Source organism: Methanosarcina sp. DH2 (assembly GCF_020804225.1).
Lineage (GTDB): Archaea > Halobacteriota > Methanosarcinia > Methanosarcinales > Methanosarcinaceae > Methanosarcina.
The window spans coordinates 546,533-571,706 of the sequence record NZ_WJBI01000001.1; the positions used below are offsets into that span (position 1 = coordinate 546,533).

The following is a 25,174-nucleotide window of genomic DNA, read 5'->3' on the forward strand; positions in this document are numbered from 1 at the left end:
TTCTGCTCTTCCGAGATGTCCATTGCTGGTCTTTAAGCTGGCTACGGACTCTTAAAATTTGGGCCAGAAGGCCCGATAATGCCGGTTAATATGAATTTAGTCTAAACTGGAAAATGGGGTTGATAAACGTATTGGTTGATATATACATTTTTCGGTAATTTGCCGGGGCAAGTTTACTGAATTATATTATTCTTTTTTAAATGTTTGTGCTCTTCCCGGGCCTACAGATATATAATTGACAGGAACTTTCATAAGTTCTTCAAGCCTTCTGACATAGTTTCTGGCATTTTCGGGAAGCTCTCCATAAGCTTTCACTTCTGTCAGGTCGGATTTCCAGCCAGGAAGGTCTTCATATACAGGACTGCAGTCCCCGAGGTCTTCTGTAAGTTCCGGAGGATAGTCCAGGCTCTCTCCTTTATATTTGTATCCTACGCAGATCCTTATAGTGTCAAGGCCTGTAAGCACGTCCAGTTTGGTGAGGGAAATTTCCGTATATCCGTTAAGGGCAATAGCCTTTTTAAGGAGCGGAAGATCAAACCAGCCGCATCTCCTGCCTCTGCCTGTGGTTGTTCCGAACTCTCCTCCGGCTTTCTGTATCCTTTCTCCCAGCTCTCCGGTAAGTTCTGTTGGAAGCGGCCCTTCTCCAACTCTCGTTATGTAGGCTTTTACTATGGCGATAACACTGTCGACCCTCGTAGGCCCTACTCCCAGGTTGGCACATGCAGAGCCTGCAATTGTAGAAGAAGAGGTTACGAATTTCTGGGTTCCATGGATAACGTCAAGATGGGTGCCCTGAGCGGCTTCGGCCATTACATTTTTCCCATCATCGAGAGCCTGATTGATTTCCCGTGAAACATCCGTAATATAGGCAGCAAATTTTTTTCCCAGTTCAAGGTATCTTTCTATGAGGACCGGGTCTCTGACGATCTTCGGGTCCCCGCCCATTGCCTCGATTTCTTTTTCTTTCTGAGGAGCAAGCTCTTCAAGCCTTTTCAGGAAACGTTCCCTGTCTGCAAGTTCAGCCATGCGGATCTCGTCTCTTGCTACCTTATCAATATAGGCATAGCCGATTCCGCGCCTGGTGGTTCCTATTTTTGTTTCCCTTGCAGCTTCTCTAAGCCCGTCCAGTTCGATATGGTAAGGCATTATGATGCTGGTTTTTGCGTCTACTCCGAGTTTTTCTGAATCTACTTTTATCCCATGCTTCTCAAACATTTCTGCTTCTTCAGCTAAAACTTCAGGGTTAAGGACAACCCCAGGCCCGATCAGGACTCTGGCATCAAGCAGGATGCCTGAGGGGATCAGGTGCAGTTTGTAGACCTCATCTCCTACCCTTACTGTATGGCCTGCGTTGTTCCCACCCTGGAAACGGGCAACAATATCATAGTCTTTTGCAAGAAGGTCGACAATCTTGCCTTTTCCCTCGTCACCGAACTGCGCGCCTGTGATTATCGTAAACATAAGCCCTGAATCGGGCTTAACCTTAATAAGGTTTTGTCCGGTATATTTGGCTTCGGTTCCGGGCATTTTCAACCCGAAATCCCTCAATGTGTTATTTTCTAAGTCCGTATGCCATTTAAGTGCCCTGACTCCTTTTTCTGAAATTAACTGGCGGCAAACTCCCCAAATCCTGAAACTATCCCTTCAACCGGGAAGTATCATAATTTTCTAAGTTGTCTAATCCTTATTGTGGGACCAGCCGCAGATCTAAAGTATAATAATTAGGCCGGACACATCGAAACAATTCATGACGTGATTTTTCTCATATCGTGAGGCAACAGCTACACTACAAAGTGGCAGGATAAGGGTCAGGGAGTATTAGATATGAAGGAAGAAGGCACAGTAAGAAGTCCTCTTCCTCGGAGGGTGTCAGCTCGACAGTGGGAAGTTCGCACTCTGCACCTTTGATAACAGGTTAACTTTGAAAACAGGTTAGCTTTGAAACAGGACAGATAAATATTTGAATTCAAATGCAGGCAAATTAGAGTATTATACCTCTGAAAATAAGCAGACTGAGAATCATCAGGATTATCGCAAGGATCGTTGCTGTCTTTGCACTTTCTCCATCGCTTCCGAAGATAATCGGAATCGGGCCGAGCATAATTACTCCTCCACCCCTTATCCTTGATCCGACTTTTCCTGTGCGAGAATCTTTATCATCGGTTCCTTCAAAACCGAAAGGATCTCCTGAATTAGCTTCTTTTCCGAACCTCCCTCTTGTTTTTGAATATCCTTCTCCAGGTTTAGAATTCTCGCGCATGCCTATGGCTGTCCCGATTATAAGTATTAAAAACCCGAAGAGTATAATGAAAATTCCAGTTAAAACAAGTAAGTTCCCAGTCAACGTTTCGTCTTCCACAGGAATAGATAAAGAATCGTTATTAATAACCCAAGCCCAAGCATATTTGTTGTAATTTCGGGGGCAGAGCCGAATACTATCGGGATAGGCCCGAGCATGATCAGTCCACCCATTTGAGTACTTGCGGGATGCTGTAACATTGTGAGAACAATACCTAACAATACTATAATAAAGCCAATAAATGTGACTGTTGCGCCTACTCTTAGAAAATCTTCTGATGCACGCATGTGGAATGATATTATGCTTTTATTATTAAATCTATCCTTTGAATTTTTTAGGTATGTAGACGAGTTTATACTTTTTATTCTCTCTATTGAGGAACTATGCACAAAATAGAGAGGGATACTCTCTAATACGTTGAAGTTCCGGATCTTATTTATCTATTTGTGCCAGGCTGCCACTTTTCAGCCCGGGATTCTGCATCTTTATATCGGAATGTTTTTATATCGTTCTTACCCCGGGGCAGAGTCGTATAAAAATATCATTATATTTTGCCTCTGCTTCTTAAATTCTGGATCTTTCAGGGAGAAATGCCGTGACATTGAAAAATGACAGTTATGTATAATTAATCGGAAGAATTATAGAGTGTCTGAAACAAAAAAGCTGATGTATATTAAGTGAGTATTAAGAAGCAATTTAACAGGGGTCGGCAATGGGCTACAGGTATTGCAGGAACTTATATATATCCTTTTTATATTTATGTATGCATAATTATTTCCGGCATCTTATATATACTGTGAACACGATAAGAACCTCTTCGATTGCATTTTAACCTTTGATGTAAACTATCCTGTAAAAAGCATATGTATAAATTGTCCTGTACCGGGTAACATGCAATTGCCCTTTGAAGGGCAATAGTCATGATAAGTATTGTTCCGTTCTGGCCAGTTTTCAGGCTTTTGCTTTTTTGTAAAAGCCCTGAAGGTAACGGAAGCATCTCCCGGAAGAATTGTATATCCGGACGAGATCTGCAGGGTAATTGCTAAGTTCTCAGGGTAGTTACTAAAACCCTGTTAGCCACAGAATATTACCTGCAAACCGATTTATTCGTAGACCTTTGGTCTTCAAATCAACCAAATCAACCAGATAACACACATTTAGAACTCGATTAACCTGAAACCAGATATTCAAATCAATTTTATTCGATAAAACAGGTGTTTTCAAATGTCAGAAGACAGTGCCATAAGATCATCCCTGGAAGATATCAAATCCAGGGTAGAGTTTGAGCTTGAGTGCGGGGAGATCAGTCCTGAGGATGTGAAGTCTCTCTTAACCGAGATAGAGATACTCAAGGTCCAGAACGAAAATATGAAGGCACGGCTCCTTGAAGCCAGTGTAGCCACAGGCAGGCACCTTCAGGAGATTAATAAATTAAAAGCCCATCTGGAACAGCTCACTGAACCTCCGCTTTTCATTGCAACTATTCTCGAGGTAAATGGGGAAATTGCCCTTATCAGGCAGCACGGAAACAACCAGGAAGTCCTCACGCAGATCCCTGAAGAATGCCTTGGAAAAATAGAGCCCGGAATGAGGGTTGCTGTAAACGGGGCTTATTCAATCATCTCCATAGTGAGCAGGGCTGCCGATGTGAGAGCTCAGGTTATGGAGCTTATAAACTCTCCGGGTGTAGACTACAGCATGATTGGCGGGCTGGATGAGGTGCTTCAGGAAGTCCGTGAAAGTGTAGAACTTCCTCTTACAGAGCCCGAGCTTTTCGAGGACCTGGGAATTGAACCTCCATCCGGTGTTCTGCTTCACGGCGCTCCAGGTACGGGAAAAACCCTTATTGCAAAAGCCATAGCCTCTCAGGCAAAAGCCACCTTCATCCGGATGTCAGGCTCTGACCTTGTCCAGAAGTTCGTCGGGGAAGGCTCAAGGCTCGTTAAGGACATCTTCCAGCTTGCAAGGGACAAGTCCCCAAGCATTCTTTTCATAGACGAAATCGATGCAGTGGGCAGCATGAGGACCTACGATGGGACAAGCGGCTCTGCAGAAGTAAACAGGACAATGCTTCAGCTCCTTGCCGAAATGGATGGTTTTGATCCGAAAGGCAATGTAAAAGTGGTTGCGGCAACAAACAGGATTGACCTGCTTGACCCTGCCCTTCTCAGACCTGGCAGGTTTGACAGGTCAATTGAAGTTCCGCTTCCCGATGATAAGGGCAGAATCGAGATCCTGAAAATCCACACTCGCAAGATGAAACTTGCCGATGACGTGGACTTTGAGAAGCTTGCAAAGGTCCTGTCAGGAAGAAGCGGGGCAGATATAAACGTAATTGTCAAAGAAGCCGGAATTTTTGTCCTGCGCAGGCGTGGGAAACAGATAGCTATGGCAGATTTCCTCAAAGCTTACGACAAGGTCGTAAACGTGAAGGAGCCGACAATTCCGCAGGCTATGTTCGTCTAACCCTGCTAAAGCTCAAACGGAATCGAAACCGGATCTCAACCGGATCTCAACCGGATCGAAACCGAAACAAAGGGATTTTATTCCGGGCTGAGGGGCTATCTCCCTCCTGCCCTCGCCGGGTAAGGCACAGGTCTGCCTGGCAGTTTTAATATTTTTTTAAATATCAGTCGAAAGGTTTATATTTTATAAATCACTTGAAGGTATGCTGCCTTAGTGGCAGAGCATATTGACAGCGTGCTCCGATAGTGTAGCTCGGCCAATCATTCAGGACTCTCACTCCTGCGACTGGGGTTCAAATCCCCATCGGAGCACTTTTCCTTTTTACACCTTTTTTCATAATTCTTTTATGCTGTATGTTTAGAACTTTTACAGTAACTCAGGGATTAATTGCGTTAAATTTTAAAAATCTAAACATCTGAACATCTAAATCTAAACAGACATCTTTTTATTTTATCTATATCAGGCGCATAGACATCAACATCTAAAAAGAGGAAAATATTTAATTCCGGTAAAAAACGACATCAAAAGAATGAATCAGTGATAGGTTATCAAATATAGGTGAAGTTCAGGTTACAAGTTGCTAATTTTTAAGTATTTTCATGAAAATGGTTTTTACTGAAACGACACTCTCTGCCTTGACTCCATAAGTTTTGAACATGTTTTCAATTGAAGTTGCAAGTAATTTCGAAAATGCAAAACCAAGACCATGCGTGATTATAAGCTTATAATAGCCTCCGTTATCTGTATATTCTATAGTATCAACCCAGTTAGTTATGTTAAGATTAATAACTAGACCGTCTATAACTTCATTTAGGCTGCATTCCTCAAGAGACTTTTGAAAGTAAAGCTCAATTGTATATTCTATCGTTTTGTTTTGGCTAAAAAGTTTATCTAGGAACTCGATATCAGTGGTTTCTATTAGATATTTAAATGCAGTCTTTTCAATGATAACCAGTGATTTTGCCCTTCTAAGGCGCATCCAATATTTCTCTTCAAGGGTTAATTCCTGAATCTGTTTTGAGCTCTTTTCCAGACTTTCTAATGCAAACTCCAGGGCTTTTTGCTGTGTTTCGTATTTTTCGGCATGTTTTTTTAATAATTCCCAGTGTCTCTGCGAGATTGTAGTGGAAATGCGGTGGGTGTTCAAAAAAATACATCCAGTAGTTCCATTCTCTTTTTGAATTCATTAATTTCTCATGCGCATATCAAACGTATTGTACGCATACTAAACGTATATTATCCGTATTACCTATTTTTACTTACGTATTTTATTCTAGCACAGCTAACAGTAAAGAATTACTGTGGGATTAATCTTTCACTTTTTCTATCTACGCGTCAAACAAATCATGCGCAGTGTGCACATACGTTATCTGGATAACCTATTTTTACCTGCGTATTTTATTTAGCTTTGTTCACAGCAAAAAATTGCTGTGGGACTTACGCAGTTGAAGTGAAAATAATATACTCAGACTTGTGCACTTGGAATACTAAATCAAGCAAATTCATGTTACTATTGGTTCAGTATTTTATATTGTTTCAAGTTTAATGATATTGTTTTTTCAGCTCAACAGAGTAAATAGCACATGGATTTTTTCTCCCAATTTAGTATAGTATTGATAAAGTTGATTAAATAAGAAGGTGAAAAATTGACAAATTTTGATCAAATTGTCATGGAAAGAACAGGAATAAACGAAGAGCAGATGAGAAAACTAGGAAATGTATTGCAAGATGAATTGATATCAAATGGCTCGATTCCAATCTTGATACATGTAATAAATGGTCATGGATCAATAGATAAACCCGTACCTGTTCCTTTCCCTCTAAGCCGTGATGTTACTGGAACTATCACGGCTCCAGACGAAGGTAGCTGGCGGGTAGTCATAAAAAAAGTACACTTTGATGAATCCGGATTAAAAAAAGGTGATAAAAGGACAGTCAAATACTCTAAGGGTTGGGGTACAGATACTATACATGTTGATGTTTACTGGAGTATAAAAAAGGATACAACTTTCGAAGCTTCTATAGATTATTGAATCGGAGTCTACTGTACAATTGTAGGACTTATCTTTAGAAGCAAATAGTCAACAGCTAGCTATATTTTGTTAAAAATCAATTTTTAACTATGATCTCTAACGTACTAATATGCATCTGAAGTTAAGTCATAATTGCTCTCCGTTTGTATTTAGTAGGACTTGCGTATTGAAGTACTAAATAAGACTTACGCAGTTAAACTGAAAAATCGATAGCATTAGGCCCTCAACTTTCCAAATCCTTAATTCAGTTACAACACCGATTGTGCCTAGTTTTGTACTTCAGGTGCGTAAGTCTTAAACATAACAAAATGAGAGGTGTAAACTAATTATGGTATCTGAGAACCCAATTATTGATCTTTTAAACGAATTTATTGAAATTAACATCGTAGGCATCAATAGAATTATACCAGATTATATTAAACAATTAGGACTCGACCCGATGAAGGACGCGGGTTCTGGTAAAGACTCAGTGAAAATTTCTAATGAGTGCACGGCTACTGTGAACTATAACTTTTCATGTCTTAAAGGTCTTCATTCACTATCAATTTCACGCTTCGAAATTATGAGCATAGAAAAAGCAAATATCACCAACTGCCCTAAAAAGCTTGAAGGCTCCTTTATAGTCGGAAATGTACAAATTGATGCGGAGCTAGGTTCTGAAATTCAATGCAACGTAAAAGGTAATGTGGAAAAAATAGAATGTAATGGGATTTCAATACCATTACCGAGTGAGTTAAAGTATTCAGCCATTATACATGCAAAAAACGTTGAGTCAAATAATGCCTATATCTCATTATTTGCCCATATTAATGATAAGAAATTAGCTTTGGAGTGTATCAAAATAACCAAGTTCCAGATTTCTTATTCTGAATCTTTTGTAGATCACTTTACACTGGAATGGAAGAACAAAAATATACATACTGAGATACCGTACCAGCAAGAAATTTCAAAGGCCATTTTAGCTCTTCTTAAAGAAAAAATAGACCCTGTCATTACTCCCAAGATCCAGTCAACGGTAGAAGAACAGGTTAATGACAATCTACCTCTCTGTGTAGGTCTAGACGACCTAAGAAAAATCATTCCAAAAAACGCACATGATGTTCCTCAAATAACATGCCCATAAAATGAAAATACTTAAGAACACTTTCAGCCAAAGAACAAAATCGCACTTGATACATAAGAACAAGCATGAGCTCTTTACATGAATAATATGTTTTAGAAAATTTGGTACTTCATGCTGCTGTTATTGTTCAACTGCGTAAGTTCTACTATACAACATATGAGCTTATCCAAAATCAGTTTTAATCCCAATTCTCAGAATTATTCAGGATTGCTTTCATAATCAGAATCTCTTGGCTGTTTAAAATATGAGACTATAGAAGCAAATTTTGAGTTTTGGGATAAGCTCTATAAGTAAACCTAGTCATACATAATAGTTACATTTCTCTTTTGAATTTTGGAATTGAAATAATGAGTACAAGAAATATGCAAGCTGCTCCTGATCTCAAAAGCAAACTCCGAGGCTACCTCTTCGGCACAGCCTGTGCTGACGCCCTCGGCCGCCCCGTAGAGCTCCTGACCCTTGAGCAGATAAAAGAGAAATACGGAGAACAGGGAATTCTCGAATTAGCTCCTGATGCTTTCTGGACCGATGACACTCAGTTGATGCTTGTACTTGCCAGAGGGATCCTGCATGGAGTTGAACTTGAACTGCCCGAGCTTATGGATAGAATTGCAGAAGAACTTATCCTCTGGCTGGACGAGCCTGACCTGGGGGCAGGAGCAACTACAAAGGGTGCGGCTTTGAGTCTTAAAGATGGAATTCACTGGACTGAATCCGGACTAAATTCGAAAACCTGTGGAAGCCTCATGCGGGTTGGAATTCTTGGCTTCATTTTCCAAAATGATCCTGAAAAACTGATTAAAGCGGCTTCGATTTCCGGAAAAATAACTCATACCCATCCTACTGCAGACGCTTCTTCGGTTGCAGGAGCATACTCCGTAAAATTGGCTCTTGATGGAGTAGCTCCGGAAGATATGTTTCTACCTCTTCTCAGGGTAACGGAAGGAATTTCTGATGAGTTTACGGAAGCTCTCAAAGGCTCTTATGACCTTGCTCATAGTAATTTGAGTGACGAAGAAGCTCTCCCGAAAATCGGACAGGGCTGGTATGCGGATGAGACTTTTGCTCTTGCTTATTTCTGCATCCTGCGTTATCCTGATAACTATAAAAAAGTAGTCCAGACTGCTGTAAATATAACTGGAGATTCGGATTCAGTAGGCAGTGTTGCAGGCGGAATTCTTGGGACAAGGCTTGGAATTAAAGCAGTGCCTTCCTTCTGGATTAAGTCATTGAATGGTAAAGAAATACTGGAGCAAATGGTGGATCCTCTGCTTGAGAAATATTTTCTGGTTTCCGGGATGAAATAAAGTCCTGAGATTTTGAGGTCTTAAAAATGGACTTTTCCGAAAAAGGTGTTTACTGTCTGGTGTTTGAAAACAGGGATTGTATAATTGAAGTAGGAAAAAAGGGCACTTTTTCGTTTTCTGAAGGTTTTCATATCTACACAGGCTCAGCGCTCGGATCAGGGGGCATGAAGAGAGTAAAAAGGCATATTGACCTTTCTTTGAAAAGAGATAAGGATCCCAGATGGCACGTGGATTACCTCCACCTGAACTCTTCATTTAAACTGGCGTGGGCAGTTTGTGCCCGCACTTCTTCCCGGCTTGAGTGTGAACTGGCCCGCAGGCTTGGAGGAGATTCTGCTAAAGGATTCGGGTGCACGGATTGTTCTTGCAGATCTCATCTTTTTTACCGGGAAAAGAATCCTCTTTCTGAGGTTACGGGAGCTTTCGAAGCTCTTGGACTGTTTCCTGTCTTGCTTGAGTGCTGAATTTCCTATTTTGTTTTACTTTATTTTACTTATTTTACTGTATTTTACTTTCTTTTCTTTTTTTTCCTTTCCCTTTCACGAAAACAGGAAAGCTTTAAAGTAAGGCAGGATTTTATAAGTTTAAAAAAACGTTTTTTGTCTGCTCAGGGGATGTTTCATGGAACAATTCTCTTTTATTGCCTGCATGCCTGATAAGCCCGGAGCACTGCACAGGGCAGCCGAGATTATAACGCGGTATGAAGGGAATATCAACCGAATCCAGTATGACCGGAGAATCGACAGGAATATCGTCTTTTTTGAGGTGGCAACTGCTTCAAAGGCTTATGAAAAAATCCGTGAGGAACTGGAAAGAATAGGTTACCTCCAGACCTCTTTGCAGCCTGTAGCTTTTCTTAAGTTCAATGTCTATCTTCCTAACTGCCCTGGAGCCTTATTTGATTTCCTGAACCATATCACCTCTTCAGAGGCAAATATAACTTTCCTTGATTTCGACGACCGGGGGCAACATTCTGAAAGACTTGTTGTGAGCCTGAATATTGAAAATGCCAGCCTTATTGATGCTCTCCTGAACCAGCTCAAATCAAAGTACAGGCTTGAGATTGTTGAGTATGACACAACAGGAGAGAAACTCGATAATACGGTTTTTTATCTCAGGCTTGCCCAGAAGCTGAGGAACTATGTCGGAAATGCAGAAGATGCCTTTTTAATGAAATTCCTGCACGACATGAATCATATCGCTCAGGAACTCTCTAACCTGCGGAAAGACCCTGTTGAAGTCTTTGAGAATATCCTTAAGGTTGGAGACACACTTAGCCGGACATCCGGAGAAGATTTTTATGCCGATGTGCAGAGGGTTAGGATAAAGGACGGCATTGAACTTTTTTGCTTCCAGCTTCCCTGCGGGGGAAATATCTATCTTTTCGACACTCCTGAAGAAAGAGTAATGATCGATACGGGCTATGGCATATACCAGCCGGATGTCGTAAATATGCTCCAGCAATACGGGCTTGGGGATCTTAGCCTGCTTAAAAGGATCTACATTACTCATGCAGATGCTGACCATTGTGGGGCTGCAGGCTATTTTTCCGTTCCCTCTTTCCTCAATGAGGAAACCCTTAAAATCACAAGGGAAACCAGCAGAGCTTATGGGTCCAGCAATCAGGGATGTATTCTGGAAGAGGTTTATACAAAAATGATTAACCTCTTTTCAAGGTTCACTCCTCCTTCAAATGTAATCCTTTTCCCGGATATCTCAGCTAAGGATGAAGATACTAAGAGAAGAAGCGCTTTTCCTATTATTGCTCGCTTCAGGATAGGAGACCTTGAATTTGAAGCTCTTGAGGGTCTTGGGGGACATATGCATGGGGGAATCTTTTACCTGTGTCCTGAAGAAGGGCTTGTCTTCCCTCAGGATTCAGTGATCAACTTCAGGAGCCTGAGCCCGGAGAGGACTGAATATAATATCCTGGCTGATTACCTCATGACATCGGTGAATGTGGACAGCAGCCTTGCAAGAGAGGAACGAAATGCTCTCATTTCCCTTATAGTGGAACTTGATAACGAACTTGTAAAGAAGGGCAAAAGATGCCTTGTTTGCTGCGGTCACGGTTCGGTATCCCTGCTGGAAAACGGAAAACTTGTCGAGCATTCAAACCCGGAGAGGTATCTAGCAAGAAAGTATCTGTAAGAGAAAATCCGGATATGCAAAATATGGAAATTATATCAATAATAAATAGTTTGATATCCGAAAGTAATCTAATTGATTAAACCTAACTTGTAAGGTAATCGGTTTTAGCCCGGCACCCGGCAAAGATAAGAAGTGATCCTGCTTGTCAATGGTCTCTCAGTTTGATTACTATGTTCTGACACTCCTGAATTCTTTCTCCTTTCTTGACCCTCTTATGTTATTTGTAAGCCTCCAATTCGATTATTTTCTTTTCCTTATCCTTGCCACTCTCTTTTATTACAGGGGCAGGCAGGAAACAATACTTTTCCTTGCCTTACTTGTCTCGTCATGGGCTTTAGCAATGGCTCTTAAGCCTGCTTTTGCAGTCCCAAGACCTGAAGCTATTCGTTTTGTTGCCTGTGCCACAGGATACTCGATGCCGAGCGGGCATTCTCTTATGTCCTTTGCTTTGGCTATGTTTTTGCATCCAAGAGCAGGAAAGTTTAAACTTTTAGTCTGGGCATTTGCTTTTACGGTAAGTTTGAGCCGGATATTTATCGGAGTTCATTTCCCTTCGGATGTGTTTGTAGGCTCAATTATAGGCTTCATACTCGGGTTTTTCTGGCTTTATATAGAAAAAATGCTGATAAAGTCCGGACTTTTAGGGGGCGCTCTGGAATCCCTTGAGGAGAGCGAAGACGAGATTTTTGATCAACCTCTTCAACAGCCCTGATCCGTTTATCCGGAAATATTCGGCCAGGGTCTCGAGTAAATGGAAACCAAATCCATAAAGGTTCACTGAAAAGAGCAGGATTAACTCGGAACTAACCGGAGTAAACATAAATTAAAAATCTAGAAATTAAAAACCCTTGCAGGATTCAAGTTAAAACCCATAAAAACGAATTAAATATATAAAAGCGAAATTACAAAGCTGCTAGATTCTACAGGTTTTTGTTTTAAGTTGATCAGGGGTAAATCCGATCATTTTTCATTCTTGAGTTTTAGTCGACATTAATTATAATACTGATATTTCTCATACTGAATATTCAGTATAATTGAGATTTAACTCTCTGAAATCTGATGCATTGAAACATAATGAGCTGAAACTTAATCCTCTTGTCACTTGATATCTAACGGTTCCTGCGTACTCATACGCAGATAAAGGGATTTATTTTCCTCCTCTTCCTCCGAAAGATTGGCTGCTTCCTCCAGTCGAAGGGCCTCCTCCTCCTGATCCACCAGTACCGGTTCCGCCAAAGCCCTGACTCTTTCCTCCTCCGCCTCCACCAGCCTGTTGGCTGGACTGCTTGCCGGATGCTTCCAATGCTTTCATAACAGATTCGGCTGACTCGTATTCCCTGTCCGGAAGCCTTTGCAGATCTTCAATTACGTCGTTAGTGACATTCTGTCCTCTAACGTATTGTAAAATTTGCTCTTTTCTCACTGGAAACTTCATACCTTTCAATATATCTCCTGTCAGAACAGAACCGGATGACTCGGATACACCCTTCGTCACATCGCTAACTCCTTTCTGAAGGGAACCTGTTGATTCGGAGACCCCCTTAGTCACATCGCCAGTTCCTTTTTGAAGGGAGCCAACTGATTCGGATACTTCTTTCGTCACACCGCCAACTCCTCCCAGAATAGAACCGACTGATTCGGATACTCCCTTCGTTACACCGCCAATTCCTTTCTGAAGAGGGTCCATAACAGATTCCGCTGACTTATACGTCTGATCGGGAAGCTGTTGTAGATTTTCTATTATCTCGCTAGGAGCATTCTGTTTTCTAGCCTGCTCTATGATTTCCTCCTTTCTCGCTGGAAACTGTACATCTTTTAATACATCCTGTATATTACTGGCACTCGCCCTCATACCCTTTCACCTTCCATATGTTTTATGGATTTACCCCCAATTTAAACAATTATATTAATATTTATCATATAAATAAATGCTTAACTATATACTTTATAAATGCTTCTCTTGAGATTGAAAATCTTTATCAAACTGATTTTATTTCATTGAATAAGCATTTACAAAAATGCAGAACAGAAAGTTAAAATAAACATTATTTAAAAAGAAATGCGAGGGGTGCGATTCGAACGCACGAATTCCTACGAAAATGGGTCCTAAGCCCATCGCCTTTGACCTGGCTGGGCAACCCTCGCAATATTGTTGTCTTTTTTAGTGGTAAAATAGAGAAAGGAGAATTAAAAATCTTTGAAAAAGGTTAAATGCGCCGACCGGGATTCGAACCCGGGTTTTGGGCTTGGAAGGCCCAAGTCATAGCCACTAGACCATCAACGCAAACTGCAACACATCTAGAGGTATTTGTTAAATATAACGTTTTCGCTTGACATTTGATATTTTTTTATAATATCATGTGTTACTGTGATATATTTCCCTTTTTCCCTTACTATAATTTTCTCCGGTATTTATGAAATCTTCAAGGTTAGCTCTCATTATTCTCTTCTTGACTATCTGTAGTTCTGGTTAATTGGTTGATATGGTTGACTATTCCGAACATTAGAAAATAGCTCTCTGGATCTTTCTTCTGCATAATGCAGGGCTGTAACTTCCCTGTCGTCGACAAAAAAACTCCTGATTTATGTTTAAATCCGTAAGCCATCTTTCAATCCAAACATTCCTATGTCTTCCCTATCCTGTCTGGTAATTTCTTCAGATAAATTTAGATACAATAAACTGAGATCCAGATGAACTGAGATCCAGATAAACTGAGATCCAGATAAACTGAGATCCAGATAAACTGAGATCCAGATAAACTGAGATCCAGATAAACTGAGATCCAGATAAACTGAGATCCAGATAAACTGAGATCCAGATAAACTGAGATCCAGATGAAATTGAATAGATAAATAAAGGTAGGCTATCGACCATTCTGTAGATAAAGGAGATTGCATCATTTTTGGGTCAATATAGCAATAAAAGCAGTGGATAAGTTATGACAACATATCATTATGTCTGAAAATACACCATTAAAAGGTAGCAATCAGGTATTTTCGGAAAAGAGGACAACTACAAATAAAGTCAAAAGTAGATATCTGGCCTTTTTAATATATCCAGCCTTTAATCATACCAATTTTTTATTTTTCTGTCTATTCACTTCAACATTTTTACAGTTCTTCGTTCAAATAGAAGCTTTTGTCCATTAACTCAACCATATTTTGCTGAATTACTTCGTTTAAGGTTTCAAACCCGCAAATCCAGGTTAATGATATTGAATCATGTAAAGTGCCTGCCGAATTATCATGATTATTATATATCTTAATTTTATACACGCAGTTTTATTTTATTGTCAACCCTGCCTGCTGTAAAATTGGATTTTTAATACTAATACTTCAGAGTAAATTCAACCAAATATATCTTTAACTATATAATATTTTTATCCTTAATAGAAGCAGAGTTTCTGGTTAAATTCATCTCTTTTTGCTACATCTTGAACGAAAAACGCTTAATTTCGATGTATCTGCTTTGCAAAGATTCTGATTTATAAATTTGCAGATATCATGCTTTTACTGCAAAAATAATATTCTCCTCTTAAGAGTAAAATCAATATTATTATTTTTACTGTTAGAGTAAAACTTTGACTTTTTTCCTGTTTTTCTTTCAGGAATCTTATTTCTCTGATAAGGAATATATACTCTTATATAGGGCTAGACATAAGTTCTCAAAACTAGCTTTCTTCTCTTAAACTGCCCTGGCTTCAAAGGTGAGTTGAAGAAACTGATAGTGCAAAGACGTGATATAAATGGAACCCTTTATTCTGGCATTTGCAATCAGCTGGGTACTCATATTTGTGTACCTCCTTTCATTACTTAAGAATTATGCAGAGTTCAACAAAAGGTTAATGTAATGATCGAGTTATACGGGGTTTTAGTATGAATAAAAAAAAGAAATCATTGCTTGCAGTTGCTTTTATTGCTGGTGTGTTCCTTATAGGGTTATATGGAGTTGACTCTTCAGACGGATACCTTGCGGTATCCGAGCTTCTCTCTGACCCTCAGGGTTATACCGGCCAGATTATAAATGCCATGGGAATTGTAGAGGATGGAAGCCTTGAAAAATCTCCTGGCATAACGTCATTTGAACTGAAAGACGAAAATGATGAAAACCTTAAGATACATGTGAATTATGTAGGAGATCTCCCTCCCAATCTTGCCGAAGGAAAACAGGTGACCATCACCGGAACAATGATTTCCGAATCTACGTTTGAGGCAAATAAGATAGTTACCGGATGCCCGTCAAAGTATACGGAGTAATATTGATGAATATTGAAGAATGGGAAGAATACAGATATGTAGAAGCCGGGATCGAGGACTCAATTGCCCGAATAGAGGACTCCGGCTTAAAAAAAATGGTTGGGCATGTCTGTCATTCCGGTGGAAAACGAATTCGACCAATTATCCTCCTTCTGGTCAGTGAGATCTGTTCAGGCTCATATTCCCGGAGTCTTAATGCAGCCCTTGCCGTTGAAATGATGCACTCGGCTTCCTTAATTCACGATGACTTGCTGGACCAGGGGCTTATCCGGAGAAATATGCCTTCTGCCCCTGAGAAATTCGGGCCTTCCAGAGCGTTGCTCTGTGGAGACTATCTTATTGCAAAATCAATTGCATTCATTTCTCCTTATGGGGAAAAGGTAGTTCGAGATTTCGGAAAGGCGGGAATGGATATGGCTGAAGGGGAAGTCCTTGACCTGAGGCTTGATGATGATAACTTCGGAGAGAGCGATTATTTCAAATGCATCTATAAGAAAACGGCTTCTTTATTCGCAATCAGTGCATCCATCGGGGCTTATACGGGAGGAGCTGATGAGACGCTTGCAGAACGTTTTAGCTTTTTCGGTAATGCTCTCGGAACCGCATACCAGATTGTTGACGATATCCTTGAGTTTCTTGAAGTGGTCGAGGGTAAAGAGTCTAAATTCACATCTGAAACCCTGCCGCACATCTACATGAGAAACATGTCAAAGGAAGAAGCCTTAAAGAAGTCTATGGATTCTGTAAAGCTGCACGTTAGTGCCGCAAAAGAAACCCTGGGGACATTCCGAGAATGTCCGGCAAGGAACAAACTTTTTCAGATAACCGATTATATTACCGTTGACATGCTTGAGAATGTCTGACTAAATCTCACTTTTCCTGAAAAATGAATTGATTTTGCCGAACTTCTATTTATATAATGCCAAAAATGATATAATTCAGTTTCTTAATTCAAACTTAAAAAGTTCCAGCTTTTGCCACTAACTTTATCAGGTGTATCCATGCGAGTATATGATAGTCCGGTGATTAAGGTAAATGCCAGCACAGAAAATGAAAAACTGGTTCTCGATGCAGAGGGCCCTCTTTCCCAGCTTGCAAAACCTTTTCTGAAACGTATAAACAACATCTTTGCGGAAGAAAAACCCATTTCAATAAGTGAAGACGAGATTATTTTTTCTACCTGGATTCCTCCTATCCCGGGTCCTGTTTTCAGCCGGGCCATAAGCGCTGAAATTGCAGCCATAAGGAAGAAGCGGGTTCCTGACCAATTTTCAATAGGTATTACTGCCCGCTGCCCAAACCGGTGTATTCACTGCGGAGCAGCCGATATCAAACCTGAAAAGGAACTGACCCTTGATGAGATCTGTAATGCTGTGGACCAGAGCCTTGACCTCGGAGCCTATCTGATTTCCTTTGACGGCGGAGAGACGATGCTCAGAAACGATCTCGTTGAGATGGTATCCAGGGTAGACAAGACAAAGGCAATTGCCACTTGTTTTACTTCTGGCTTCAAGCTATCCGAAGAGCGGGCAAGAGCACTTAAAGATGCAGGCCTGTACGCTGCCAGGATCAGCCTGGACAGTCCCTTTGAAGCTGAGCATGACCGTATCAGGGGCCGGAGCGGCGCATACCGGGATGCGGTTGACGGAATAAAAAATGCAGGCGCTGCAGGAATCCTTACTGACGCGTTTGTGGTTGTTTCTCCGCATAATATCGACGATCTTGAGGAGTTCTATTCCCTTGCAGCCGATCTGGAAATGTCGGAAATGTCTATCTATGAGATCATTGCAGTAGGGCGCTGGCTTGAACATGAGGATGAGGTAATAAGCGAGAAGGATGTATCCAGGCTTCAGACATTCCAGAAAGCTATGAACAGCAAACCCGAAGGCCCAAGGGTAACAGCTTTTCCTTATTTTATGGGTCCTGAACTTTTCGGATGCTTTGCCGGCAGGCGCTGGATGCATGCCGCTTCGGATGGAGAGGTTATGCCCTGTGCATATACCCCACTCTCTTTTGGCAATATCTGCGAAGAGCCCCTTGAAACTATCTGGAAACGCATGGGGAAGCATAATGCCTACAAGAAGGATGACGCAGCTTACTGTATGATGCGAAACCCTGACTTCCGGAAGGAGTATATACATACTATCCCCAAAGGAGCCAGGATCCCTTATAGGCTTAAGTAATTTCCTTTCTCGCTTTAAAAGGAAATTTTACTTACTTCGGCTTTCCTGCTTTTTCAGGATCTCTTTTTTTTGGATTTTTTTTACATTACTCCCTCTTTTTTCTCTTTTGTCTTCATATTTTTCTGCAGTATTTTCTCTATGTTTTAAGGTTTGATGGGAATTTTTCAATTATTATTTATTCATTTTCTTTCTAAACTTTTGTCGAATAATAAAAGCTTTATTTCGAATCTTTCTCTGGAATTACTCTCTTTTATTCCCTGTCTCCGAGCAGTAATTTTTCATTCCCTGAGTTTTGTATACATATTCTGAATAAAATCTCTATTTAAATGAGATCCATACACCTCTAAAAATAACTTGTTTGCCTTTGTGAAAAATGGTTTACATTACTCGAAAATACATTTTCTATTTTAAAAAATTGTTCTATCTCTCACCCTGAATAAATTCATTTTTTTCTTTTTTAAAATCGCTTTAAATCTCCTACTTCTAAAAGCAATGCTGTCTGTGTTTTAAGGCTAATACTGGCATGTAATTTATTTTACAAAGTCTTAAATCAAAGCTGTAAATTCACATTTATTTTAAAATGACCTTCAAACCATCTATTAAAACATTAATGTGAAATAGTTATTTTTATGGCTTTATTATCCTTTTATGCAGGTAAGAGTCAGTATTTTTTACCAATTAATTATATTCTACTGTTTCTATTTAATTATTTTTTACTGTTATATTTAATCTTTTGGATTTAAACCATATATTTTGCTATTTATATTACTAAATTTCTTAAAAATTCCCTTCCAATTTGATATGTAACTAATAATCATTATAATTATTCCTCTCTTCTTCGACAAAACCGAAGCTGTTATATAGTTCTTTCGCGAAGGATTTGTTAACTACCTCCATTGGAGTAGGGATTTTTAATTATTAATTTATATATTAAATTTTGAGAGACGGAGATTCACATGGCTAAAAATGAAATCTTATCCGAAATAAAAAAAGCGGAAGAGAGCGCTAAATCAATGGTTGACGATGCCATTGATTCCAAAAACAAGCGCATCTCCGATGCTCGGGCTGAAGCCAGGGAAATCCTGAGGCAGGCCGAAACCGATGCACATAAAGCTGCACAAGACTCTTTTAAAGTAGGTGAAGAAAAGATCCTGGAGGAAAGAGATAAGATCGTCAACGATGGTGAAAAAAACGCATTAGCCATGTCCCAAAAAGCTCAAGCTAATATCGACAAATCCGTCAATTACCTAGTACAGGAGTTTGAGAGGGCGGTCCTTAATGAGTAGACCTAAAGAGATGACAAGGGCCGTCATTGTCGGGCATAAAAGCATTCTAAAAGAAACCATCGATTCATTGCATGATACGAATCTCTTTCATATTGAAGATTTTGTCGAAGACGAGTCTGGTTTTAAGATCAGCAAGCCATTGAAAAACGCAGAAGAAGTCTCGAAAAAGCTTGTGAAGATCCGTTCTATCGCCAATTATTTGGGGATTGTAAAAAAAGAACCGGTAGTTCAGAAAACTGACTCTGTTCTGCGCGACCTTGATTCGAAGCTGAATGAGCTGGACAGGGCAATTGCAACCAAAACAGAATCAATTGCTCAGCTTGATAATGAGTTGAAAGACCTGGATTCCCAGAAGAGGGAGATCCTGCCTTATCTGTCCATCAATCTTGATTTCGATGATTACCGTGGCTACGAGAGCCTTAAGGTTTTCGCAGGTATGGTAAAAGGAAGCCTGGATGGAAGTCAGATTTCAAGCATCACCAAAGCTTATGAACTGTACTATGACCCTCAATCAAAAGCGGTCGTATTGTTTGTAGCCAAAAGCGATGCCGACAGAGTTTACGAAGTACTTCAGGATCTTGGATTCAGAGAACTCAGAGTTCCGGAAAGAGGTGGTGTCCCAAGCGAGCTGTTAAGATTTATCGAACAGAAAGAAGCCGAAGTCACCAGAAAGATCGAGTCCTTAAGGGTTGACATCGAATCCTTGAAAGCCAAGTATGCCGATTTCATCCTTGCCAGTGACGAGATCTTGAGCATCGAGAGTCAGAAGGCAGAATTGCCTCTAAGAATAGCTACATCTGCAAACGCATTCATAATCGAAGGCTGGACTCCAACCGAGGATTATGACAAAGTTGTCAGTGCAGTCAACAGTGCCACTAATGGCAAGGCATACGTCACAAGCCTCGAAATTGATGAAGAGGAAGAGGAGCATGTCCCTGTTGAGTACAACAACTCAAAAATTGCAGCGCCGATGCAGCAGATCATGGACCTGTATTCCAGGCCCAAGTATACTGAACTCGATCCATCCTCAGTGATCTTAATTACTTTCCCACTGATGTATGGGCTGATTCTCGGAGACATCGGATATGCACTGATATTGGGAGCAATTGCACTGGCTGTCAAAAAGGCAGTAAAGTCAGATGCAGTGAAGCCTCTCATGGACATTCTGATCTATTGTCAGATATCAACATTTATATTCGGAATTATTTATGGCGAGTTCTTAGGGTTCTCGTTAGCGAGTCTTCATACTGCGCACGGTGTAGTTCCGGGCCTGATTCCTGGCTGGGAAACTATTGTTCTGTTTGAAGGGCTCGGAGGCGAGGAATTTACGTTCCCTGTCCACAGGACTCACATGGTAATGACTATGATTGCAGCAACTGTCACAATAGGACTGCTTCAACTTAATCTCGGGTTCCTGCTCGGATTTGCAAACATCTCCAGGCACCACGGAATGAAGCATGCGGTTCTTGAAAAAGGCAGTTGGCTTGTTATTCAGCTCGGTGCACTCGTTGCAGCTATCGGCTACCTTGGCGGCAATTCGGGACTGGCTTACGTCGGTGCTGGAATTCTTGTTCTCGGAATTGTGATGCTCACCATGGGTGAAGGTATCAAAGGTCCGATTGAGTTGCCATCTCTTATGGGTAATGCATTGTCGTATGCCCGTATTATCGCAGTCGGTCTGTCTTCGATTTACATCGCTTCAACGGTCAATGATATTGCTTTTGAAATGATCTGGTCTGATCACTCCAAGATCGGTTTCTTAGCAGTAGCTGCAATACTTGTGTTTATACTCGGACATGCTCTTAACACTGTCTTGAGTATCATCGCTCCCGGGCTGCACGCACTCAGGTTGCAGTACGTAGAGTTCTTCGGAAAATTCTACGAAGGCGGGGGCAGAAAGTACAACCCATTCGGATACATAAGAAAATACACGGAGGAATAAAAACATGGTAGGAGAAGAATTAGTTGGTGGACCTTTCCTGGACGCAGACGGAATGAAAGCACTCGGTGCAGCACTCGCAATCACAGTAACTGGGCTTGCATCTGCATGGGCTGAAAAGGAAATCGGTACCGCAGCAATCGGCGCTATGGCAGAAAACGAAGGGTTATTCGGTAAGGGTCTTATCCTTACTGTCATTCCTGAAACCATCGTTATCTTCGGTCTTGTCGTTGCATTGCTTATCAATTCTGCTTAAATTTAAGAGCGCATCTCGCTCTTAAATTTCTTAGAGCATCACTCCGAGCTTCTCTGGGTGTTTTTTCCTTGCCAGGCGGAGTTGGAGTGGTTATGTGCTCTAAGTTTCCCCTTAGGTATCGTTGCACTCTAAGCAGCTTAGAGTTTCTGCTCTAAGCTTTAGAGCACTTTTTTGCTCTAAATTTATTTGGAGGTGTAAGCATGGGACTAGAGATCGTTATAAAAGATATCCAGGAGGGTGCAAGAGCCGAGGTTTCACGTATAAAAACCGAAGCCGATGCGAAGGCCTCCGAGATCACAAATGAGGCTAAAGAAGTACAGAAGAAGATGCTCGGGGACAGCCTTGCCAAGGTGGAAGAGGACCTCCAAAAGCTGCACCAGCAGGTTATATCAAGTGCAAACCTGGAAGTAAAAAGAATTACGCTTAACAAGCGCAAGGAACTTCTAGATAGCGTTTATAGCCAGACAGTTGAAAGCATCAAGTCAATGCCGGCGTCCAAAAAAGAAGAGCTGCTGAAGCATATTATTAACAAGTATGAGGCTAGCGGTGCTAGAATTTATTCTTCTAAGGCTTCAGAAGAGACCGTCAGGAAATTATCTTCATTAACTTATGCTGGTAACATAGACTCTATCGGCGGCGTTGTTATTGAAAACGAAGACAGGACAATCAGGTTAGACTTCACATATGATTCAATCCTGAAAAACGTGTATGAGCGTTCATTGAAGCAGATATCTGATATTTTATACGGGTGATTTTCGATGCGGCTTTTGGAGAGACTCTGGGGAAAAAACCCCTACCGAAAATCCGATAAGAAGAAAAAAGGCACTTCTAACTATGCTTATGCCGTAACCCGTGTCCGTGCGATGAAGAGTAAGCTGCTTCCTAAAGAAACATATCCGCGGCTTCTCAATATGGGTATTGATGAAATCACCCGCTTTATCCAAGAGTCTGAATACAAAAACGACGTTGACGAACTGGCAATGAAATACAGCGGTGGCGATCTGGCAGAACATGCATTAAACAGAAATCTTGCGCTCACCTATGATAAGTTGCTCAGGATCACCTCAGGAGAATTGAATTACCTGATCACTGCATATCTTCGAAGATATGACATCTGGAATGTAAAAACACTTCTCCGCGGGAAAATTTACAATGCATCCGTTGAGGACATCCTCGAGTCTCTTATTTCTGCCGGGGAGTTTACTTATACCTTCCTGTCAGAACTTGCAGCCAAGGCCACATATCAGGAAGTCATTGATACCCTGAAAGAGACTGACTACTATCCCCTGCTGCAGGAGTTTGACGGAACTAACCTGGCGTATATAGAAAACGAGCTTGACAAGATGTATTATTCAAGCCTGTTTGCCGCAATCGGAAAACCAAGATCCAAGGACCGTAAGCTCTTTGCCAGGTTCATCAAACTCGAAGTCGATGTCAAGAACCTGAGTAACCTCTTCAGGCTCAAAAAAGCAGGAGTCGAGAAGTCTGATGATATCATGCCCCTTATGATCGAAGGTGGCCTGGAGCTTAAGCCCGAGAAACTGGCATCGCTTCCCTATGAACAGTTTATCGATGAACTTCGAAAAACTCAGTACTGGGATGCAATTTCAAGTGTCGCGGGTCTGGAGACGGCTTCTCTGACTATTGTTGAAAGCAGGCTCATAAGATACTATCTTGAATCTGCAACCACTTACTCGCATGTATCTCCGATCTCAATTGTACCTATTATGGACTATATTATCCATAAAAATAACGAGGTCAGCAACCTCCGGATCATTTTCAGAGGCAAGGAGGCTAGCCTCGATGATACGCTAATTAAAGACCAGTTGGTGGTTATCTAATGGAATTGGCAGTGATCGGAAAGAGCGAGTTTGTCACGGGCTTCAGGCTGGCTGGTATCAGAAAAGTTTATGAAACTACTGATAACCCAACCACCGAGTCCGCGGTAAAATCGGTGTTTGAAGATAAGAGTATCGGGATTCTTGTAATGCATAATGATGACATTGGTAATCTGCCGGAAAGTTTAAGGAAAAACTTGAATGAGTCTGTCCAGCCCACAGTAGTAGCCCTGGGAGGCAGCGGGACAGGCTCAATGAGTTTAAGAGAAAAAATAAAACAAGCGGTAGGTGTTGATTTGTGGAAGTAAAAGGTGAAATTTATCGTGTGGCTGGGCCTGTCGTCACCGCCATCGGCTTGCAGGCAAAAATGTATGACCTGGTCAAAGTCGGTAATGAAGGTTTAATGGGTGAAGTCATCCAGATAGTAGGGCCAAAAACCATCATCCAGGTATACGAAGAGACCGCAGGCGTCAAGCCAGGGGAGCCCTGTGCAACTACAGGAATGTCTCTGTCTGTGGAACTTGGTCCGGGTCTTCTTTCCAGTATTTATGATGGAGTTCAAAGGCCTCTGCACGTTCTGCTTGAGAAGATGGGCAGCTTCATCCAGAGAGGTGTCAGTGCAGACGGACTTGATCACAAAAGAATCTGGGAATTCAAACCCATCGTCAAGAAAGGCGACTTTGTAAAAGGTGGAGAAACAATCGGAGTTGTTCAGGAAACCGTGAATATTGAACACAAAATCATGGTGCCCCCGGATGTCTCAGGTACAATCTCCGAAATTAAGAGCGGAAACTTCACTGTTGTAGACACTGTCTGTACTCTGACTAACGGGACCGAGCTGCAACTGATGCACAGGTGGCCTGTCAGAAGACCCAGACCTGTGGCGAAAAAGCTACTGCCCACAAAGCCTCTGGTTACAGGACAGAGAATCCTCGACGGACTTTTCCCTGTAGCAAAAGGCGGAACAGCTGCAATCCCCGGGCCTTTCGGATCCGGAAAGACTGTTACCCAGCAGCAGCTTGCAAAGTGGAGTGACACCGAAATTGTGGTCTACATAGGTTGTGGTGAACGAGGAAACGAGATGGCAGATGTTCTGCACGACTTCCCCGAACTCGAAGACCCGCAGACCGGAAGGCCACTCATGGAGCGTACTGTTCTTATTGCTAACACTTCAAACATGCCTGTGGCTGCAAGAGAAGCATCTGTATACACAGGGATCACCATTGCGGAATACTACCGTGACATGGGATTAGACGTTTCCCTCATGGCAGACTCCACCTCAAGGTGGGCAGAAGCAATGAGAGAAATTTCCTCCCGTCTGGAAGAAATGCCTGGTGAAGAAGGTTATCCGGCATACCTGTCTGCAAGGCTCGCCGAATTCTACGAACGTTCCGGTGTTGCACAATCCCTTTGCGGTGAAACAGGTTCCATTACTGTTATTGGCGCAGTATCTCCTCCTGGCGGTGACTTCTCAGAGCCTGTCACGCAAAATACCCTGCGTATCGTGAAAGTGTTCTGGGCTCTCGATGCCAAGTTGTCTCAGAGGCGGCACTTCCCAGCTATCAACTGGCTGAACAGTTACAGTCTGTACAAGGAAGATCTCGACGGCTGGTTTACTGATAATGTGGCTCCTGACTACGTGTCTATGAGGGAAAGAGCAATGGAAATGCTCCAGAGAGAATCCGAACTGCAGGAGATTGTACAGCTTGTAGGTTCCGACGCTCTTCCAGACGATCAGCAGCTCTTGCTTGAAATTACCCGTATGATCAGGGAAATTTTCCTGCAGCAGAATGCATTCCATCCAATAGATACTTACAGCCCGTTCTCTGAACAGTACAAAATCATGAAGGCAATCATGAAGTTCGGAGACGATGCACAGGAAGCTTTGAAATCGGGTGTTCTGGTTTCGGAAATTGTCAAGATGTCATCTAAGGATGAGCTTCCTAAGGTTAAGTTTGAGGAGAACTTCGATGCTTCTATGAACGCAGTCCTAGCAAAGATGGATAAGGAGTTTGCATCCCTGAGAGGTAGGTAAT

22 protein-coding genes and 3 tRNA genes are annotated in these 25,174 nt (G+C 41.5%); 18 read left to right on the plus strand and 7 right to left on the minus strand.

Annotated elements, in window-relative coordinates:
• Positions 1-186: 186 nt before the first annotated feature.
• The 3 genes from FXV91_RS02355 to FXV91_RS02365 all read right to left on the minus strand — a co-directional run bounded on the left by FXV91_RS02355 (position 187) and on the right by FXV91_RS02365 (position 2,472).
• Positions 187-1,461, minus strand: coding sequence for an adenylosuccinate synthase (locus tag FXV91_RS02355; protein ID WP_229388581.1), 1,275 nt, complete (start codon positions 1,459-1,461; stop codon positions 187-189).
• A 520-nt stretch (positions 1,462-1,981) separates the two neighbouring features.
• Positions 1,982-2,344 (minus strand): DUF131 domain-containing protein, encoded by a 363-nt coding sequence (locus FXV91_RS02360; RefSeq protein ID WP_229387961.1) that lies wholly within the window; start codon positions 2,342-2,344, stop codon positions 1,982-1,984.
• Complete coding sequence (locus FXV91_RS02365; RefSeq protein ID WP_229387963.1) at positions 2,341-2,472, minus strand: DUF131 domain-containing protein; 132 nt, start codon at positions 2,470-2,472, stop codon at positions 2,341-2,343. The genes FXV91_RS02360 and FXV91_RS02365 overlap by 4 nt, the downstream gene beginning before the upstream one ends.
• A 1,051-nt stretch (positions 2,473-3,523) precedes the next feature.
• Between FXV91_RS02365 and FXV91_RS02370 the strand changes: the two genes are divergently transcribed.
• Both FXV91_RS02370 and FXV91_RS02375 read left to right on the plus strand, forming a co-directional pair.
• A complete protein-coding gene (locus FXV91_RS02370; RefSeq protein ID WP_229387965.1) occupies positions 3,524-4,765 on the plus strand; it encodes a proteasome-activating nucleotidase in 1,242 nt (413 codons plus the stop codon).
• Positions 4,766-5,001: 236 nt separating this feature from the next.
• A tRNA-Glu gene (locus tag FXV91_RS02375) sits at positions 5,002-5,076 on the plus strand.
• Between the two features lie 269 nt (positions 5,077-5,345).
• On the opposite strand, the gene FXV91_RS02380 is transcribed toward FXV91_RS02375, so the two are convergent.
• Entirely contained in the window at positions 5,346-5,912 is a 567-nt protein-coding gene (locus tag FXV91_RS02380) for a hypothetical protein (protein WP_229387967.1), read from the minus strand.
• Between the two features lie 523 nt (positions 5,913-6,435).
• On the opposite strand from FXV91_RS02380, the gene FXV91_RS02385 reads away from it, so the two are divergent.
• The 6 genes from FXV91_RS02385 (at position 6,436) to FXV91_RS02410 (ending at position 12,091) form a co-directional block, all read left to right on the plus strand.
• The gene (locus tag FXV91_RS02385) at positions 6,436-6,798 is read left to right on the plus strand and encodes a hypothetical protein (RefSeq protein WP_229387969.1); all 363 of its coding nucleotides are present in this window, start codon (positions 6,436-6,438) and stop codon (positions 6,796-6,798) included.
• A 328-nt stretch (positions 6,799-7,126) separates the two neighbouring features.
• Positions 7,127-7,921, plus strand: a complete 795-nt coding sequence (locus FXV91_RS02390) for a hypothetical protein (RefSeq protein WP_229387971.1) — start codon at positions 7,127-7,129, stop codon at positions 7,919-7,921.
• A gap of 347 nt (positions 7,922-8,268) precedes the next feature.
• The gene (locus FXV91_RS02395) at positions 8,269-9,228 is read left to right on the plus strand and encodes an ADP-ribosylglycohydrolase family protein (RefSeq protein ID WP_229387973.1); all 960 of its coding nucleotides are present in this window, start codon (positions 8,269-8,271) and stop codon (positions 9,226-9,228) included.
• A gap of 26 nt (positions 9,229-9,254) precedes the next feature.
• Complete coding sequence (locus tag FXV91_RS02400; protein WP_229387975.1) at positions 9,255-9,692, plus strand: GIY-YIG nuclease family protein; 438 nt, start codon at positions 9,255-9,257, stop codon at positions 9,690-9,692.
• Positions 9,693-9,849: 157 nt separating this feature from the next.
• Positions 9,850-11,379 carry an MBL fold metallo-hydrolase gene (locus FXV91_RS02405; RefSeq protein ID WP_229387977.1) on the plus strand — a complete coding sequence of 510 codons (1,530 nt, stop codon included), beginning with the start codon at positions 9,850-9,852 and terminating at the stop codon, positions 11,377-11,379.
• A gap of 148 nt (positions 11,380-11,527) precedes the next feature.
• A complete protein-coding gene (locus FXV91_RS02410) occupies positions 11,528-12,091 on the plus strand; it encodes a phosphatase PAP2 family protein (protein WP_229388583.1) in 564 nt (187 codons plus the stop codon).
• A 435-nt stretch (positions 12,092-12,526) separates the two neighbouring features.
• On the opposite strand, the gene FXV91_RS02415 is transcribed toward FXV91_RS02410, so the two are convergent.
• The 3 genes from FXV91_RS02415 to FXV91_RS02425 form a co-directional block, all read right to left on the minus strand.
• Entirely contained in the window at positions 12,527-13,231 is a 705-nt protein-coding gene (locus FXV91_RS02415) for a DUF2795 domain-containing protein (RefSeq protein WP_229387979.1), read from the minus strand.
• Between the two features lie 208 nt (positions 13,232-13,439).
• Positions 13,440-13,524: transfer RNA gene (locus FXV91_RS02420), tRNA-Leu, on the minus strand.
• Positions 13,525-13,591: 67 nt separating this feature from the next.
• Positions 13,592-13,663, minus strand: a tRNA-Gly gene (locus FXV91_RS02425).
• Positions 13,664-15,255: 1,592 nt separating this feature from the next.
• Here FXV91_RS02425 and FXV91_RS02430 point away from each other — a divergent pair.
• The 10 genes from FXV91_RS02430 to FXV91_RS02475 all read left to right on the plus strand — a co-directional run bounded on the left by FXV91_RS02430 (position 15,256) and on the right by FXV91_RS02475 (position 25,173).
• Positions 15,256-15,636, plus strand: coding sequence for a cytochrome c maturation protein CcmE (locus FXV91_RS02430; RefSeq protein ID WP_229387981.1), 381 nt, complete (start codon positions 15,256-15,258; stop codon positions 15,634-15,636).
• Positions 15,612-16,499: a geranylfarnesyl diphosphate synthase gene (locus tag FXV91_RS02435; protein ID WP_229387983.1), complete on the plus strand. Its 888-nt coding sequence runs from the start codon at positions 15,612-15,614 to the stop codon at positions 16,497-16,499. Before FXV91_RS02430 ends, FXV91_RS02435 begins: the two co-directional genes overlap by 25 nt.
• Positions 16,500-16,637: 138 nt before the next feature.
• Entirely contained in the window at positions 16,638-17,819 is a 1,182-nt protein-coding gene (locus FXV91_RS02440; protein ID WP_229387985.1) for a radical SAM protein, read from the plus strand.
• Positions 17,820-18,775: 956 nt separating this feature from the next.
• Positions 18,776-19,105 carry an ATP synthase archaeal subunit H gene (gene ahaH, locus FXV91_RS02445; protein ID WP_229387987.1) on the plus strand — a complete coding sequence of 110 codons (330 nt, stop codon included), beginning with the start codon at positions 18,776-18,778 and terminating at the stop codon, positions 19,103-19,105.
• The gene (locus FXV91_RS02450) at positions 19,098-21,047 is read left to right on the plus strand and encodes a V-type ATP synthase subunit I (RefSeq protein ID WP_229387989.1); all 1,950 of its coding nucleotides are present in this window, start codon (positions 19,098-19,100) and stop codon (positions 21,045-21,047) included. The genes ahaH and FXV91_RS02450 overlap by 8 nt, the downstream gene beginning before the upstream one ends.
• Before the next feature lie 4 nt (positions 21,048-21,051).
• Positions 21,052-21,300 (plus strand): ATP synthase, encoded by a 249-nt coding sequence (locus FXV91_RS02455; RefSeq protein WP_048137321.1) that lies wholly within the window; start codon positions 21,052-21,054, stop codon positions 21,298-21,300.
• A 200-nt stretch (positions 21,301-21,500) separates the two neighbouring features.
• Positions 21,501-22,052, plus strand: coding sequence for a V-type ATP synthase subunit E (locus FXV91_RS02460; RefSeq protein WP_229387991.1), 552 nt, complete (start codon positions 21,501-21,503; stop codon positions 22,050-22,052).
• 6 nt (positions 22,053-22,058) lie between these two features.
• On the plus strand, positions 22,059-23,141 hold the full coding sequence (locus FXV91_RS02465; protein ID WP_229387993.1) for a V-type ATP synthase subunit C: 1,083 nt from the start codon (positions 22,059-22,061) through the stop codon (positions 23,139-23,141).
• Entirely contained in the window at positions 23,141-23,446 is a 306-nt protein-coding gene (locus FXV91_RS02470; protein WP_229387995.1) for a V-type ATP synthase subunit F, read from the plus strand. The genes FXV91_RS02465 and FXV91_RS02470 overlap by 1 nt, the downstream gene beginning before the upstream one ends.
• Complete coding sequence (locus FXV91_RS02475; protein ID WP_229387997.1) at positions 23,437-25,173, plus strand: ATP synthase subunit A; 1,737 nt, start codon at positions 23,437-23,439, stop codon at positions 25,171-25,173. The genes FXV91_RS02470 and FXV91_RS02475 overlap by 10 nt, the downstream gene beginning before the upstream one ends.
• The last annotated feature ends 1 nt before the right edge of the window (position 25,174 follow it).